The sequence below is a fragment of the Bacillus sp. 05T21 genome (assembly GCF_056396785.1).
Window position 1 is genome coordinate 1 of sequence record NZ_JBFTMD010000033.1, and the last position, 16,684, is coordinate 16,684.

The following is a 16,684-nucleotide window of genomic DNA, read 5'->3' on the forward strand; positions in this document are numbered from 1 at the left end:
TTCTCTTTCTTCAACTCTTCAATTGCCATAGGATAGGCTGGGTTCTTGTCTACTGTGATAACACGGGGCTTTGAAACATGAAAAGACCGCAAAGCTTTCTTGAAAAAGCGCTTTGCAGCCTTATGATTTCTTGTTTTACTTAAATAAAAGTCAATCGTATTTCCTTTTGAATCAACGGAACGATATAGGTACATCCATTGACCTTTGACTTTCACATACGTCTCATCGACTCGCCAAGAATCATTGGTTGGCTTAAGATGACACCTTAATCGCTCATCTAATTCAGGGCCATATTGATGAACCCAACGCATGATGGTTGTATGAGCAATAAATAGCCCGCGTTCTTCCATCATTTCGACTAAATCACGAAAACTGAGATTGTACCGTAGGTACCATCTCACGGTTAATAAAATAATATCAGGTTGATAATGTTTCCACTTGAATAGATTTTTCTTTTTCATACTGATCACGTCCTTTTTTAGAGTACTAGTATCAGTATGTCCAAGTTTGGGAGATTACTTCCAGATATTTTGAATTTTTTGCACCAGAACCAAATTAACTCCTATTTCACAGAAAAATAGTCTAAACGTACAGTAAGCCCCTTAAATTGTGCCCAAAATGTGTCTAAACGTACAATTTTCTTTTTTTGATATGGTGACCCATGTCCATCAACTTAAGAGCGAGAACAACCTGATCTTTCGGATCATCGGATCAAAACATTCCTACAATAAAATCATACATCTTGCCAGTTCTTCAAAAAATACAGGTGTAACATATCCCTGAAATTCTTCCACAAATGGTTGTAGTTCATCCTTAAGTGAAAAATTCATAAAAAAACGTCATCCTTTCCTATAATTCTCCAGAAAAGATAACGTCTTTATAGCTTTATTGATTTTATAGCGATGTATCAGCGCCTTATAAACCTGTTTAATCATTATTTCTGTTACCTTTATACATTTACATAATCTTCATTATCAGAAATGCAAAAAGCTAGTATTTTACTAGCTTTTTTATCAGTAAAAAGTCATATGCTTTTTATCTTCTTTATAATATTGTAAACGATCTTGCAAAGTACCAGTATGAAACTCAAACTTGTGCCCATCGGGATCTGTAAAATAAATAGACCGTTTATCTCGGTCATCTCTTTCTCGTCCAGGTAAGATATTAACATGATTTTGAATTAATATTTCTTTTAAAGAATCAAACTCATTATTTGTTACAGTGAAAGCTATATGTGTGTAAGAGTACTGAACTTCATTTCTTGGTATACTTTCTTCCACATTTAGAGCAATCCATAAACCATTTAAATCAAAATAAGCTAACTTTCTACCTTTTACTAATAATTTCGCTTGAAGTATATTTTGATAAAACTCAATAGCCTTCTCTAGATTTATAACTGAAAAACAAATGTGGTTAATACTTTGTATCATGTTCCATTCTCCTTGTTAATTAATTAAGTTACATATCCCATTATAAGTAAAAAGACATTTTACTACTAGGAGTATAAACTTATCACCAGCAAGCTAAGGAAAGAAAATCTTCCAAGACGAGAAGAATAGCATCTCAACCAAAAAATGTACATTTTTTTGTTTTAGGACATGATAAAATTCTTAAGTTGATGGGCAAAGGGTCCCGCTAGCATTTCGGAAAAAACAACGCTAAGCAAAGAAATAAGCTGTCCATATAGGCAGCTTATTTACATAAAATTCGTTATTGGAAGTTAGATCTTGTAATATTCAAAGGTAAATCCTCCTATAAAAATCATGATGGAAACAACTGAAATGACAATACTAATTCTTTTAATATTCTTTTTTTGAACACTCATTGCGATCACCAAAGACAATAAAAAAACGAAGAGACTTATTGTTGTTAATACAGCAATTAATTTATCCAAGAAATACAGCCTCCATTTCTTATTCTGATTCTGATGTGGGACATGCTGATCCTATAACGGATAGAGGAAGAACAACGGATTCTAGAATGATTAGAAAAATAAGTAGTAACATGCTATCTTTTGGTCCTAGAAATAAAAGACCAAAAAATAAAATAAGTGTTATAACTAGTGTGATTCTAGATATTTTTCTTATTTTTTTCATTGATCTCACCTTAATTTTGATTTGTTTTTATTTTTAGCAAATAAGATGAGTTTATGCTTATTTTATCGTGGATTATATGTATACCATATTCATGCTCAGTTAACATAACGTCTCATTATCAGTAGTCAATATATCTTGAAACCTACCAAAGTCACTTGAGAGGTTTTTTCCAATTTGAATAATAATAAATGAACTGAATTATTAAAGTCATTATTGCAATGCCAGTTAAGACTACAAAATTAATTAATCCAAAATCTAATAAATATATAGCTATTAGTGAAATGACTACAAGAGGGGTTGAAGCTAATACATTGTAAAAACGTTTTTTATAAAAAAGTTCGTCTTTTGCGATTATATAATTATTGAACATGAATATTCCTTCTTTCCTATATAAATTTATTGTATACCTAAATTTTACAACATATTAGTCGTTTTTCGTGAAATATTCAAAAAACAACAATAAATCGAATAACTTTTAATTTCTTAGGGATTATTTTATGTTCCAAAAGGTACACCTTTTTTAGCACAGTAAACTCTATTAAATTCAGTGCTTCAAAAGGTTCGAAAACACACTTTTGAAGTACTAAATAATTAATGACACCTTTTGAAGTATATTTGTTATAATTTCATTAGGAACAATTTTGAAGGGATGTCTATTTATTTTGAATACAAGAAAATTTGGATATATAAGAGTCAGTAGCAAAGATCAAAATGAAGATCGTCAGCTCGAAGCAATGAAACAACTCATCACTGACGAACGAGATATTTTTGTCGATAAACAGAGCGGAAGAAACTTTAACCGTGAACAATACCAACTTGTAAAACGCATGTTAAGAAAAGATGATATTTTATATATTCACTCCCTGGATCGTTTCGGAAGAAATAAAGAAGCAATCCTTCAGGAATGGAAAGATATTACCCAAAATATACAAGCTCATATTATCGTATTAGACATGCCACTTCTAGATACAACTCAATATAAAGATAGTTTAGGAAATCTTATTACTGACTTGGTACTCCAAATCTTGTCTTGGCTTGCTGAAGAAGAACGAACGAAAATAAAAACTCGTCAACGTGAAGGAATTGAAGCTGCAAAGAAAAAAGGTAAGCATTTGGGTAGACCCAAAACTGAAATAACACCGGAATTTATCGATGCATATAACGATTGGAAAGACGGAAAGAGCACAGCGCTATACGCTATGAAAAAGTGCAATATGACAAGCCCTACATTTTATAGAGTAGTCAAAAGGTATGAAGATAAGGAGTGAAAAATATAGTATGACTACAAAAGAGACCCAAAATACAATACAAGGATTCTCTTCGTATTTATCAAACAAAGGAAGAAAACCTTCTACAATTAAACGATATATTTACGATGTGGAAAGCTTCATTCAATGGATGCACCAATCAAAAAAATTCTCGAACAATAACACTTGGGAATCACTACACAAAAAAGATTTCAAAACATTTTTTGACTATTTAAAAGAAGAACGCCAATACTCTGATAAAACTGTACACCGTATATACATAGTCCTAAACAGGTTGTACGAATACTTAGATTTACCAAGCCCGATAGAAGGTGTTATTCACATAGATCCACCTAATCGTGCATTGCGTAAAGAAGATTTCATTTCTCCACATGAAGAGAAGCGCCTAAAACAAGTAGTTTCTTCATTAGAAGGCCTAACAGAAAAGCAAAGTTCTACACGCCCTATGCTATTAGAACGTAATCTTTCTATTATAATCTTACTCCTGGACTACGGATTATCTTTACAGGAACTCGTTTCTTTGCAAATGAAACATGTTCATTTCGAGAGTAACACGCTATCTATTCCTGAAGACTCAAAAATAAAGCGTACAATCCATTTGAAAGAAGAAGACAAATTACATTTATACCATTACTATAAAACCATTCCTGAGCCTGTTCGTCCTAAGTATCACAGCAGCGATCCACTATTTGTTGCTTTTGACTTTACTCGTGGGACATACCATTGGAGCTATGACGATGATGCACCGAAATTTTTAACTGAAATCTCGGTACAAAAAATGATTCGTTTAGAAGTGAAACGTGCCAATCTTCGAAAGGGAATTTCTGCCCAACATTTTCGGAACACCTTTGTTTTAAGGGAAATTAATCAGAAAAACACACCTGAACATCTCATGCAGAAAGTTGGATTTAAATCTCACTTATCTCTAAAAAGATATTACGATTACTATAAGAAAAACGAAGTAAAAACAAATTAGAAATTAGCATTTAATATGTGATTTTTACACACCTACAGGATTTCAATTATTTTAAGGAGGAAAAGAGGATTTATAATGAAGAAAAACGAGGAATCATATTATATACATGAATATATCTTACGAGATAAATCCACTAAATCTATCAAGATTGAACCCTGGCGCTCATTAAAAGAAGAAATGCTAGTTTTGGGCATAAAAAAATAACATAGTGTTGTTTTAGAATAAAGTTAGGGTTCAGCCGAGATATACACGTATCTCGGCTGAACCCCTAATAGTGAAAACTCTTACATTTATGGACATAAGCGATATCTCTAAATATAAAAAAGAAGCTCACACCATTTTAGGATAGAACTTCTTGGATAAAACTTTTTAGATTAAATTCTTAAATATTAGCAACCACAGTGCTGAAATATAACGTTACCAGTACGTGGATTGATAATTCCTGTCGCATCAGTTTCTTCAAAAGTATAACAGTGTGGATAGTCATAATAACATACAATTTCTGCTGGTACTTCTTGACTTTTACCAAAAAGACTACTAAATAGTTTTTTCATTTTGAATATTCCCCTTTTTCAGATATTTACATAAACAATTATAACACACCTTGTTGAGAAATATAGCATTTTTGCCATTTTTTATATTTTTTACCTAATATAATCTATAAAAGAAAAATTCATTATGATATGATGAAGAAAATTATAGGGCAGGTGGAATAGCATGCGTATTTTTTTTAGGTTAACAGGAATTCTTTTCTTATTTTTATTAATAGTTGGTTGTTCGGATATTCAAACTTCACGAACAAGTACTTCTAAAACACCATCAAATGCTTCACAACCAAAAGAGGCGACCACTACTGATGAAAATACAGTAGTGTTTAATATGGGGAAAACAACTCAATTATCCCGTCTTTTAGAGTTTATAAAACATACCAAAACAGGACAAACAGATAATGTTAAAATACAAGTAATTACTGCTAATAAGAAAGCAAACAAGAACTTACAGTATGATGGAAATCAAATTACATATAAAAATGAAAAAGGAAAGACACTGGTATGTAAAAATATAGATATAAGTGAGCAAGCTTCAAATGCTGTATATGAAGTGAATGGTTGTGAAGGTGAAATAAATTCAGAATGGGTATTTCAATCAAGTGTGAGCGCATTAAAAGAAGCTGAAAAAGAGCATTCTTCTACTTTTAAAAATTAGTCTTATAGCTTAACTAGCATGTTAAAAACCTTTATAAATAAGAACAAAGAGAGTGTAGGATTAATCTCCTATTCTCTCTTTGTTTTCGTTTGAAACATTAAATGTAAATAAGTGTTTTTCTAATGTTAATTTTCGTTTCACTAGTTTTTGTTTTTTTATAGGAGATTGAACGATTCTTGTATTAAAAACATCTTGAATTCCTTCCGTCATTACTTTAATTGTATAAATGGTAATAAAGAATGCAATTAAAGGACTAAGTATAATCCAAGGAGAAACCATTAGTTCATAATTATTTATTCCTATTAGCCCTGACCACTCATTAGATAATGAAATATTTTTAAGAGTATTGTCATCTATAGGTACCAGTCTCTGACCACCTATAAATACATGTAATATTCCTAAATGTGTAAATAAAATTAGTGATTGCACAATATTTTGCATAAATAAGATAAGTAATTTGTCCTTTAAATATAGCCAAATATGTGTACGAATTAAGTGTAACTTAGTTGCTCCCATTATGATAGAGCTCATAACATGCTCATTTTTTTTATATTCATCTATCTCACTGGCAATAAATACAGAGACTGTTGGTACGCCTATACCAATCGCAACAAAAAGTTGATAAGTAATAAGCGCCCATTGTATAGCAACCGAAGTATCCTCACCTGTTACAGAAACATACAATGGTTTGATAAGAATAAATGCTAGAAAAATTGTTGGTATATAGTCAAACGCTTGACTTAATCCCCTAATAAATCCTTTTAGCCTTTTCATATACAAGCTGATAAATAATCCTATAACTGCCCCAAAGAATACACGGAAAAAACTTACAAATACCGCCAATCCAATTGTGTATTTTGCTCCTTCTAAAATCTTATTAAAGATCGGTACTCCTAAACGATCAGAACCAAATGGAGGCATCTGAATAGGAGTAAAAGGCGCAGAAGCCATTAACTCTCTTTCTTGATTAAATAGTAACCTTTTTTGAGTTGGAAGTATCTCCTTTAATAATGGATCATACAATATACTAGATAGTAGAAGAATCCCTAAAAAAATCACTCCAAACCTCACACGTTTAGAGGCCATTATTTTGCGTATCATAGTAGCCCCTCCTTATTTGTTACACGTCTAATTATAATAGAGATTACGCAGAACATTATATAAAACGGAACAAAAATAAGGAAGACCGCAGTTAGACTAATAACTGGATTTTGCGAGCCATAATCAAGTAAAAATTTCATTAAACCATTAATATTAAAAATATATTCTAAAACAAATAAGTTAGAAATCATAAAAAGAAAGATACTTTTAGAATGATAAAAGAGGTGAATGATTACGTTGCGAAATAAATGTACAAGTACAATATAGGGTTTCGTCAACCCTTTTCCTATTAGAAGTTCTACATAAGGTTTATACTGTTCTTCCTCTAAATACAAAATAAGAAAGCGGAACACTTGGATAGTTGGTAAGATACATAAACATAAAATAGGTAAGGCATATGCTCTATTTTCTTGAAAAGATAAAATTGTAAATGGCGCAAATTCCGTTTTTTTATAAATCCAAATAAAAAGGGCTTGTACAGAAATAATTACCATTATATCTGGGAATGACTCAAATACCAATAAAACTTGCTGTATCCATTTTCTTTTTCTGTGAGAGACCAACATATAAATATATGCCATGCTACATGCAAAAACAAAAGCTATAATAAAAGAAATGACAATAAGAGATATCGAATATATGTAGTTATTTAATAAATATGGTAGAAAAGGGTAAGTCTTTAAATGTGTACCATTGTGAACTTGAAAAGTAACATCATTTAAATGAAATAACTGTTTTAATGTATCTTCTAATGAAAACATATATAGAAACGGCTGAAAAGAAATTTTTTGATTATACGCTAACAAATAAGGTAAACATAGTACACATAGAATTCCAAATAAAATGATGAAAAAATTCATACCCATTTTTGATATTATTTTTATCATATGGCACTCCTTTAATAAAATTCAAACTCATTAAATATCAAGCAACGAAATTTTATATTGTAGAACAAGTTTCTGAAGCAATTTTTAAGCGTTAGATAAAATTCTTGATTTCTTTCTTTTTGTACTTTTAAGATCATTTTTTAGTTTAGTTAAATTGTTGATTGGACCTTTATTTATGACTTTACCCACATCATCTAAAATTACATAAAACGGAAATAGTTTAATGTTATTTTCCATTAGAAGTTCTTTAGATCTAATTGTAGGTAAATTTAGCCTTTCAAATTTCCCGATGTATTTACTTATTTCATCTGAATTCTTATCGTCTAAAAATGCTAGAAAGTTATATTCTTTAAGGAAAGAACGGTGAGATTCCAATGACTCAATGAGACTCTCACAAGGTGGGCACCCTACTGCAAAAAAAAGAATGACATTTGGATACTCGCCCCTGAAGTTCGTATTCTGTGTATGGTTTAATATACTTGGGAAAAAGCTTCCTACTTTCGGGCCAAATTCTTCTTTATTTTCATCTTGATTACTCATGTTTTTTTTAATAAATGCGATTTCTTTTATTAGTCTATATACAATTAGTATTAATAATAAAATTATTATTGATTGTAAACAGTAAGCGACTATCCCTACCCTTGACATAAAGCTTCACTCCCTCTAATCATTAAGTCTAGCAAATGCTCTTAAAACCAAAATAAATGCATACAGCAAAACAAAAGTAGTTACTATATATAGCACAGATTCATTATACAGAACTGATATATCTCCTAATTTTAAATATGCATCTACAGTACCTAACTCATGAGGTGAATAATTCATAAAGATTACTACTAATAAAAAAACTATATTTCTAATTACAAGTTTCCATGAAATTTTGGAGTCACCTAGTATACCTCCACAACCACAACTTAAATCATAGTTTCCTCTTATCAGGTTTACAATCATTGCAAATGCATATAATGATAATAGAAAGGCTGCTATAAGATTCATAAAGTTTACCATAATCCCTAATATCATTCCTATTCCAATAATCAATTCTAAAGTTATCTCTACATATACTAATGGCCTAAGAATATTTTCCGGAACTATTCGATAACTTCTGACTACTCCCATATGTGAGATGAAATTTTGAATTTTATCAATAAATGTTCCAATAAAAATACTTCCTATACATAACCTCAGACCTAAAGATAATTCGTCCAAATGCAATCACCACCATAATATAATTATTTAATCACTACTGGTTCATCTTCCATGTTGTATAATTCTGCTTGTAATTGATACATTCGTGCGTATTCAGAATCTATATTCATTAATTCACTATGTGAACCTTGTTCAATAATACTCCCATCTTTCATTACAAAAATTCTATCTGCATACTTTGCTGCAAACATTCTATGTGAAATGAATATTGCTGTTTTATCCCCAACAATTTCATTAAGATTTTGAAATAATTCTATTTCTGCGAAGGGGTCTAATGCAGATGATGGCTCATCTAAAACAAAAAATTGTCTATCCTTTAAAAGCGCTCTAGCAAGTGCTATCTTTTGCCATTGTCCACCTGATAGGTCTTCACCATCTTCAAAAACCTTTCCTAACCTTGTATCGTATGTATCTTTAAATTTTTTTACAAAACTATCAACACCACTTTGGATTGCAACTTCTTTAATATCTGCCTTTTTTGCTTTTAAATCACCAAATAGGATGTTTTCATTAACTGTGAAAGAGTATTTTATAAAATCTTGAAATACAGCTGTTATATTTTCTCTAAGAGAATCTGTTTTAATCTCTCTAATATCTAAATCATCAAAATGTATGTTTCCTTCACTTGGCATATATAGCCCCATCAAACATTTAATAAGAGTTGTTTTACCCGATCCATTTTCTCCAACTATTGCAATCTTTTCTCCAGGCTTAATGTAAAGATTGATATTATGTAAGGAATAGCATTCACTACCAGGATACTTAAAACTTAACTCCTGTATAGATACTCCTGCCTTTAAGGAATTAGGAAATAATTTGTTCCCACTTGATTCTTTAGAGTGACTATCTCTTTCCACAAAAGAAAAATAATCTTTAATGTAAAATTCATCTTCTTTTAATTTTGCTAAAACCTCTGATGCTCTACTGATACAATCTTGAATCCCTTGAGTTGCTTGAGTAATGGCAATAAATTCACCAACACCTAACTTTTTAAATTTCATAACAAAAATAATAATTACTGCCGCAATACAGTATAGCCCTCCTGTCAATAGATCCAAAAATATATTTGCTCCCTGCTCCTTCTTTAACAACTCTAGAGAACTCTTAGTATTTGTTTGAAATTTACTTGTCCACCTTCTTAAAAGGTGATTGGATAGATTGAAAATTCTAATTTCTTTTGCCGCATCTCGGTTTCCTAGCAGATAATCAATATATGAGATTTCTCTTGCAATAGGTGTTTGATAGAGAAATAAAGAAAATTTTTTGCTCCCAAACTTACTTTTAATGATGAACACAGGAAAAGCAATTAAAAGACTCACAAAAATTAAGCTCCAATGAATAGTAAAAAGAAGTATGCAATACGAAGTCATACTTAATGTTGATTGAATAATTTGCATTATATTACGAAATGGTAATAAAAATCTTGCTCCCATATTATTATTTATTCGTTTAAAGTGATCATAGAAGCTGGGTAATTCAAAATGATGTAAAGGCAATTGAGTAGCTTGTTTTATAATTCTTTGTTTGAGCTCCACTTCAAATATAAATTCAGTCTTTTTATCTATATAAGTTTTGGTATTTTCTATAATAGAACTAACTGTTCCTATTAATAATTGAATTATTAATAGGATAAATACTAACTTATAATCCGAATTCTCTGTCATCAAAATGTTAGAAATTTCATTAATTAATTCTTTGGTTATATATATACCTATTATGGGCAATAAACTTAATATAATTGTAATTAAAATAGTAAATGCAACCCACATTTTCCCTTTATTCCAAATAAATTTAGCCGTCTTCAGGTACGTATTATTCATCACAAAGATTCCTCAATTCCAAATATATTTAAGATAAAGAAAAAAATATAATTAATATCATGAATAGTTGTATATCATTTTCTATAATTATCATAAATTAGAAATAATTAGAATAAATCACTAAAACATAATTATAATCTATAGAAACGCAAATAAATAGTAGTTTTCTGTATATTTTCACTAATGAGAATATTATTTTTCTAGTTCTGGTGCAAAAATGTTATTTAGATATTTTACTTGTCTTATTGGGGGCATCAAGTAGCTTTTTCCTTTTCTTCAACTTAGCAATAGCCATCGAATAGGATGGGCTTATGTTTATTGTGATGATACGGGGGATGAAACACATTGCCATCAAGCAAGGTTTCATGATGCCCCCAAAACAAGAATTTTGTACATTTTACTGTTTTGGGGTGTTTCTTTTCACTAGCTTGATGAGCATGTGGCGATACCTCTAGTTGTAATGAAAATGGGCAAAGAAATCAAGAAAGAACGCTTAGAATGCCATTTATATGGGCAACTCATTAGTATTTTACTCTGTTCATCGACGATGTTTAAAATGCGTCAGTTACTCTTAGATAAGAAAAAGAAAAACGAACGAACTACAAATGATGACAAAGATACGTATCGTTGAACGAATTTATAAAGTGGATGGAGAAGTAAAGTTTGGTGTATCTGGTGAAAAGAAATTCCCTACAGCATTTCTAGAAAAGTTTCTTTTTTATGTTTTCATTTTACGTCAAAATATTTTTAAAATTTAAATTTTAAAAGGAATTGTCATTATTTTGAAGAATTTGTTACTACGTTTATAATAATTGCCAAATATTGTAGATTACGTTATAAACAGCCTATTCACAAAGTAGGTTGTTTATTATAGAAGACCAAATTTTACAAGTACTTAGGAAAATATCTTTAAATTTGGTCCTGGCATGACCTGTTTGCACATGAAGTTTAGTATTTTGATAATTTGAAATCTAAAAAGTAGATGGGTTAATTTAGCCATAGAGGGGAGCTGTTACATAAATTAACGTGTTTTTCTTATCATTAAAAATGGATCATCTGAGTCTCAAACTAAAAATTTTTGAAAATTAGGGAGGAAAATTCATGAAAAAAAAGTTACTTTGTTCATTATTGGCTTTAGGAGTACTGGGGACATCTACTGCTGCATTTGCTGATACAATCAGTAGAAATAGCAGAGGACAATCTTTCTCAAATGATTGGGAACTTAGTACTAGTGGGACAAACTATATTATGAATTATGGCTATAATACCTCTTGGATTAATGAAGATTATACTCATACAATGCATGGTAAATATGATCATTCTGCTACAGTGAGCAATAGTAATGGTGCTTATTCTGATAATGCGGGATCTGGTAGTTGGGCTAAAATAGAGGTTACGCACAGTGGTAGCTTCATTCAATATAGCTTAACTTATTAATTTATATTTTAAATACTAAACGTTTATTTTTAGTTTGTAAGATTTTTAGCTATCAATATAGAAAATAGAAATAATATGGAGTATCATGCTATTTAAAAATGCGGGGGGATATTTTTGAAAGGGATTAAGTATATTATTAGTTTTTTTGTTTTATTTATCGGTATATTGATTATAGGCGAAAGTCATACTTTCCAATTAAATGATTTTCAAACTGAGTTTGCTAATACAACGATGTACATACAACCAAATACATCTGATAAAGAAATGATAAGCGATATACTTAATTCTGCTCAAAAGAATAAGGTAGAAGTTTTTACTTTTATTAAGTCACCCCGTAGTACTTTTTATACACAATATGATATTTACGGTACCTCTGGAGTTGAGAATTACATAAACAAAAATTTAAATATATTTGAAAGAGAATATCCCAGTCTATTTTTAGGGAAAAGCCGATTTACTTTTAAGAAAGTAAACGATATAGCTACAATGGATCGTGTCAATGACTTTTATATCATAGGTGATAAAAAGCAAGTAAAGGCATTTAAAATGGATTTAATTGATAAATATGCCGGTAATCATCCTAAAGAAGGTTATAAAAATACGGATTTAAAGGCTAATATTCTTTTTATTTGGTTTCTTATTATAAGTATTATATTGTTATTAACCTTTTATGATGCTATTTTACAAAAGAAAGAAAATCTAATTAGGGTTTCTATGGGAGAAAACATACATAAGATTTATTGGAAGAATGTCATACTCGATTCACTAGTTTATATTTTTTATTTTTTGATAATCATATTTATATTATCAAAGTATACTTATGTATTTTTTGGAATTCGTATTTCTGTACTTTTATTTTTACTTTTATTAATATCAAATGCATTGCTTTATTTAAATTTATATTTTTATGATGTAAAAGAAGTCTTTTCTAATAGTAAAAGTTCTAGAAAATTATTATCCCTCAACTATAGTTTAAAATTAGTGACATCTATAATCACAATTTTTATTATATCCAGCAATTTGGCTTTAATATTTGAATCTTATAAATTATACAAACAAAAACCTTTTTTTGAAGATCATAAGGAGTATTATTACACAAGACTAGAATATAAGCCTTATCAAAATAGTGATGGATCAGTACCTGATACACTGACAGAAAGCGCAAAGGTTCAAGCAACGTTTTACAGAGAGTTTATTGAGAAATTTGATGCATTACCGTTGGTTAATATTTCTAATTTCGATGACGTAAAAGGGATTCTAGCAAATAGAAATTCATATAAGTATTTATCAAAAGAAATAGACGAATTAAATGGCATTAAATTAGATAAGGACATTTATTTTATTCTACCTGAAAAATTGAAAGGGAATACTAAACTTGTTAAACAACTAAATGCATCTGTAAAATTTTATGAAGGAAATAATATTAAATATGAATATGAAACCATTTATTATAAAAAGAACATAGAAATTATAAGTATAGATGAGAACTATACTTATGGAAGTGACTTAGTTAAAAATCCCGTAATTATCTTAAATAATCTATCGATAGATACATTAGTAAATCAACAAGTAGATGACTCTCAAAAGATAAATTATGTGCATGATGTTATGTATAAAATATCAAATGAAGAATTTAACCAATTTGTTGAGAAGCATCATTTAACTAATCAAATTGTCAGTAAAACGAACGTTCTAGATAATTATCAGAACAAATGGAACATTGCTAAAAGAGTTATATATATAAACTTTGTATTTAGCGCATTAATATTATTTTTAGAATTTATCATTATTAGCTCCATTATTAAATTAGAATATGAAGTGAATGCTATTGAACTCGCATTAAAAAAAGTACTAGGGCACACTTTATTTGAAAAACATAGGAAACTTATTTCAATGACAATAGCAACTTCAATAGTAAGCATAATAGCATCAGTTATTATTGCTAAAATAGTAGATATTAATGATGTATATTATCTCATTATTGGTGGAATAGCCATCATATTTTTGGAGGTCGCTTTAATGTCGTTCTATATTCATAAAACGGAAAGAATGAAACTCCAAAAAATTTTAAAAGGGGGAAATACATGATAGAAATAAAAAACTTGACTAAGATATTTGATGATAAAATACTATTTTCAGATTTCAACTTAAAAGTGGATAATGGGAAATTTGTTATATTTTCTGGGCCTAGTGGTTGTGGAAAAACAACTTTGCTTAATATGATTGGAGCTATTGAGAAAATTGATACTGGTGAAATTATAGTTGATGGTATAGATATAAAAAATAAAAAGAACCACCTAAATTATTTTAGATACAAAATAGGGTTTTTATTTCAAAATTTTGCATTAGTAGATAATAAAACTGTTAAAGAAAATTTGAAATTAATTCGTAAAGATTGTCAAACGAATTTATCAATAGAAGAAAGTTTAAAAATTGTTGGATTAACAGAAAAATTAAACAAAAAGGTGTACACATTGTCTGGAGGAGAGCAACAAAGAGTCGCTTTAGCTAGGTTAATGCTTAAAAAGTGTGACATTATACTTGCTGATGAACCAACTGGTTCCTTAGATAAACAAAATGCAGAATCAGTACTTAATATATTAAAAAAGCTCAGCAAACAAGGAAAGACTATAATATTAGTGACACATGATGAGGAAATAAAAAAACAAGGTGATATGGTGGTGGATTTATGCGGGAAATTGGTTTGAAGAATATAAATATTAAAAAACTCAATATAAAAAAAATAATTCTTATTTTGATTATACTCTTTGGACTTTGGAATTTAATCTGGTTCGTAACCGTCACAATTAAATACCAGAAATTTATTGATGCGGTTCCTAAAAATAAATATGGAGTTTATAATAAGGAAAAATCCGGTTATATCTTTAACGTTAAAACACCAGATTATTTACGATTCACGGGTAATTTAGGGGTTTCTAAAGTTGAGAGCCTGGACGGATTAATTATCTGGCCATTACTATTTGGTGGGTATGAATATGGAGTTCGCTTACAAAAAGGTGATCAAATATTTGAAGTTTATGTTGATGAGAATATGAATCCTATATATCAGGATGATGAAGCAGCTGTTGAACAAATAAAGGAAAATCAGGAAGAAGTACAAGCAATGATTTCTAAAGCGAATGAAATGTGGGGTTTGAAAAAATAGGTTCTGTTGTAATGTTTTCTAAACTAGGATAAACTCTGGAAAAAGCAAACGCTGAGCATAACAGATGAGGTGTTTTCCTTTAAGTTATCGTTATGTGTCTGCAATTCTGAAGGAACGTGGTATTTCAATTCATCCAACAACCATTATGCACTGGGTTCATGAATATAGAAATCTTATCTATCAAATTTGGAAGAAGAAAAACAAAAGAGCACAACTATCTTGGAAAATGGATGAAACCTATATAAAATTTCAATAATTACATAGAACAAGACCATCTCCATGTGCAGCATCGGTCTTTGCTAGGTCTTCTGGATTTCAAAAACTTCACCATGCTTCACGTACAATAAAAGGAATCGCAACGGTTCACGCCCTATATGGAGTCACTATACATGCCCATCAAGCTAAGGTTGGGTATTCCATGAACTTCCGTTCTTGATGCCCACATGCTTGATATTTTGTTTATTTGTTTTTAAAAATACGCATTCCAAATAAACCTTGATTAGGTTTATTTTTTAAGATTATGCAGTTTTCCGCTTTAGATTGGATACAGTGAAGCGAAAATATAGGTTATTGCCGTTTCTGTTCTGTTACTACACGAACCCCATTTATGGCTATGCAAGGGTAAGTACTCAACAACAAGATTTGATTCGTCAACTAGACATGCTTCAAAATTATAACTGTACTGAAATTTTAACTGAAAAAATAACAGGTACGAAAAGTGATCGTCCAGAGCTTACTCGATTAAAAGATAAAATTAGATCAGGTGATACATTAGTTGTTGAAAGCTTTTCTAGATTAGGAAGAAGTACCAAAGATTTAATTGAACTTGTTGATTTTTTGAGAATAAGGGAGTTAAGCTAGTTAGTATAAAAGAACAGTTTGATACTAATACACCTCAAGGGAAATTGATGTTAACTGTATTTCAAGCATTCAGCCAGTTTGAAAGAGACTTAATTGCTCAACGTACTCACGAAGGGCTTGAAAGTGCAAGAGCAAGGGGAAGAGTAGGTGGACGCCCTCGTGTTAAGGATAGTTTCCTTCAGAGAGCATTGAAGTTATATGATTCTAAAGAATATAGCATCCAAGAAATTGTCAACATGACAGGTATTAGTCAAGCTACACTCTACCGATATATACGAAAAAATAAGCAAACCGAAAAAGGCGAACAAACTAAAGAACAAACAGCCACTATTCGTATGTTGTTACGTGTAGAAAATAATAGTAAATTTGTACGAGGAAAGGGGAAAGTTCGAAAGAATATCGAATCCTTCCTTATATCACAATATAATATGGAACAACGTTCAGGAGAATACATATTTTATGTTCCTTACAACACAATTTCAGATTTAGAAAAAAAGGTAGCTAGCATAATTCGTGAAATTGATTTTGAAGCGGATTTACAAAACTGTTTTACGGAATTAGATGTGTACTGTGATGAATTGGAGCTACAATGGTAAAAGTAGCATTTGCTTATATAAAGAATTACATTATAAAATAATAAGAAGAAATGAAAGACAG

At 30.1% G+C, this 16,684-nt stretch carries 18 protein-coding genes and 2 pseudogenes; 10 read left to right on the forward strand and 10 right to left on the reverse strand.

What is annotated here, in order from left to right:
* The 4 genes from AC1DKZ_RS29145 to AC1DKZ_RS29160 form a co-directional block, all read right to left on the reverse strand.
* Positions 1 to 461 (reverse strand): IS6 family transposase (locus AC1DKZ_RS29145; RefSeq protein ID WP_476997610.1); only part of this gene is annotated, 461 nt, incomplete at its 3' end.
* Positions 462 to 1,013: 552 nt separating this feature from the next.
* Positions 1,014 to 1,430 carry a FosB family fosfomycin resistance bacillithiol transferase gene (gene fosB, locus AC1DKZ_RS29150; RefSeq protein WP_002090011.1) on the reverse strand — a complete coding sequence of 139 codons (417 nt, stop codon included), beginning with the start codon at positions 1,428 to 1,430 and terminating at the stop codon, positions 1,014 to 1,016.
* 290 nt (positions 1,431 to 1,720) lie between these two features.
* A complete protein-coding gene (locus AC1DKZ_RS29155; RefSeq protein WP_476997611.1) occupies positions 1,721 to 1,894 on the reverse strand; it encodes a hypothetical protein in 174 nt (57 codons plus the stop codon).
* Positions 1,895 to 2,247: 353 nt separating this feature from the next.
* Complete coding sequence (locus tag AC1DKZ_RS29160; protein WP_016097071.1) at positions 2,248 to 2,466, reverse strand: hypothetical protein; 219 nt, start codon at positions 2,464 to 2,466, stop codon at positions 2,248 to 2,250.
* A gap of 292 nt (positions 2,467 to 2,758) precedes the next feature.
* Here AC1DKZ_RS29160 and AC1DKZ_RS29165 point away from each other — a divergent pair, with 292 nt between their 5' ends.
* Positions 2,759 to 3,364, forward strand: coding sequence for a recombinase family protein (locus tag AC1DKZ_RS29165; RefSeq protein ID WP_476997612.1), 606 nt, complete (start codon positions 2,759 to 2,761; stop codon positions 3,362 to 3,364).
* Between the two features lie 10 nt (positions 3,365 to 3,374).
* Positions 3,375 to 4,340 (forward strand): tyrosine-type recombinase/integrase, encoded by a 966-nt coding sequence (locus AC1DKZ_RS29170; RefSeq protein ID WP_476997613.1) that lies wholly within the window; start codon positions 3,375 to 3,377, stop codon positions 4,338 to 4,340.
* Between the two features lie 389 nt (positions 4,341 to 4,729).
* Here the strand turns inward: AC1DKZ_RS29170 and AC1DKZ_RS29175 are convergent, their stop codons facing one another.
* Positions 4,730 to 4,894 carry a hypothetical protein gene (locus tag AC1DKZ_RS29175; RefSeq protein ID WP_427225475.1) on the reverse strand — a complete coding sequence of 55 codons (165 nt, stop codon included), beginning with the start codon at positions 4,892 to 4,894 and terminating at the stop codon, positions 4,730 to 4,732.
* 163 nt (positions 4,895 to 5,057) lie between these two features.
* On the opposite strand from AC1DKZ_RS29175, the gene AC1DKZ_RS29180 reads away from it, so the two are divergent.
* Entirely contained in the window at positions 5,058 to 5,546 is a 489-nt protein-coding gene (locus AC1DKZ_RS29180) for a hypothetical protein (protein ID WP_476997614.1), read from the forward strand.
* A gap of 60 nt (positions 5,547 to 5,606) precedes the next feature.
* Here AC1DKZ_RS29180 and AC1DKZ_RS29185 read toward each other — a convergent pair whose 3' ends face one another.
* The 5 genes from AC1DKZ_RS29185 to AC1DKZ_RS29205 all read right to left on the reverse strand — a co-directional run bounded on the left by AC1DKZ_RS29185 (position 5,607) and on the right by AC1DKZ_RS29205 (position 10,563).
* A complete protein-coding gene (locus AC1DKZ_RS29185) occupies positions 5,607 to 6,647 on the reverse strand; it encodes a peptide ABC transporter permease (protein WP_476997615.1) in 1,041 nt (346 codons plus the stop codon).
* Positions 6,644 to 7,534 (reverse strand): ABC transporter permease subunit, encoded by an 891-nt coding sequence (locus AC1DKZ_RS29190; protein ID WP_476997616.1) that lies wholly within the window; start codon positions 7,532 to 7,534, stop codon positions 6,644 to 6,646. The genes AC1DKZ_RS29185 and AC1DKZ_RS29190 overlap by 4 nt, the downstream gene beginning before the upstream one ends.
* Before the next feature lie 84 nt (positions 7,535 to 7,618).
* A complete protein-coding gene (locus AC1DKZ_RS29195; protein WP_476997617.1) occupies positions 7,619 to 8,182 on the reverse strand; it encodes a TlpA family protein disulfide reductase in 564 nt (187 codons plus the stop codon).
* A gap of 15 nt (positions 8,183 to 8,197) precedes the next feature.
* Positions 8,198 to 8,743: a MauE/DoxX family redox-associated membrane protein gene (locus AC1DKZ_RS29200; RefSeq protein ID WP_476997618.1), complete on the reverse strand. Its 546-nt coding sequence runs from the start codon at positions 8,741 to 8,743 to the stop codon at positions 8,198 to 8,200.
* A gap of 23 nt (positions 8,744 to 8,766) precedes the next feature.
* Positions 8,767 to 10,563, reverse strand: a complete 1,797-nt coding sequence (locus AC1DKZ_RS29205) for an ABC transporter ATP-binding protein (protein ID WP_476997638.1) — start codon at positions 10,561 to 10,563, stop codon at positions 8,767 to 8,769.
* Positions 10,564 to 11,029: 466 nt separating this feature from the next.
* Between AC1DKZ_RS29205 and AC1DKZ_RS29210 the strand changes: the two genes are divergently transcribed.
* The 7 genes and pseudogenes from AC1DKZ_RS29210 (at position 11,030) to AC1DKZ_RS29240 (ending at position 16,623) form a co-directional block, all read left to right on the forward strand.
* The gene (locus AC1DKZ_RS29210; RefSeq protein ID WP_476997641.1) at positions 11,030 to 11,194 is read left to right on the forward strand and encodes a hypothetical protein; all 165 of its coding nucleotides are present in this window, start codon (positions 11,030 to 11,032) and stop codon (positions 11,192 to 11,194) included.
* A gap of 470 nt (positions 11,195 to 11,664) precedes the next feature.
* A complete protein-coding gene (locus AC1DKZ_RS29215; RefSeq protein ID WP_476997619.1) occupies positions 11,665 to 12,000 on the forward strand; it encodes a mediterrocin family bacteriocin in 336 nt (111 codons plus the stop codon).
* A 114-nt stretch (positions 12,001 to 12,114) separates the two neighbouring features.
* Positions 12,115 to 14,088 carry a DUF1430 domain-containing protein gene (locus tag AC1DKZ_RS29220; protein WP_476997620.1) on the forward strand — a complete coding sequence of 658 codons (1,974 nt, stop codon included), beginning with the start codon at positions 12,115 to 12,117 and terminating at the stop codon, positions 14,086 to 14,088.
* Positions 14,085 to 14,708, forward strand: coding sequence for an ATP-binding cassette domain-containing protein (locus AC1DKZ_RS29225; RefSeq protein ID WP_476997621.1), 624 nt, complete (start codon positions 14,085 to 14,087; stop codon positions 14,706 to 14,708). The genes AC1DKZ_RS29220 and AC1DKZ_RS29225 overlap by 4 nt, the downstream gene beginning before the upstream one ends.
* Positions 14,690 to 15,166 (forward strand): hypothetical protein, encoded by a 477-nt coding sequence (locus tag AC1DKZ_RS29230; protein WP_476997622.1) that lies wholly within the window; start codon positions 14,690 to 14,692, stop codon positions 15,164 to 15,166. Before AC1DKZ_RS29225 ends, AC1DKZ_RS29230 begins: the two co-directional genes overlap by 19 nt.
* A gap of 73 nt (positions 15,167 to 15,239) precedes the next feature.
* A pseudogene (locus AC1DKZ_RS29235) lies at positions 15,240 to 15,419 on the forward strand (IS6 family transposase); the annotation flags it as partial.
* 407 nt (positions 15,420 to 15,826) lie between these two features.
* Positions 15,827 to 16,623 (forward strand): annotated as a pseudogene (locus AC1DKZ_RS29240) (recombinase family protein).
* Positions 16,624 to 16,684: the final 61 nt, after the last annotated feature.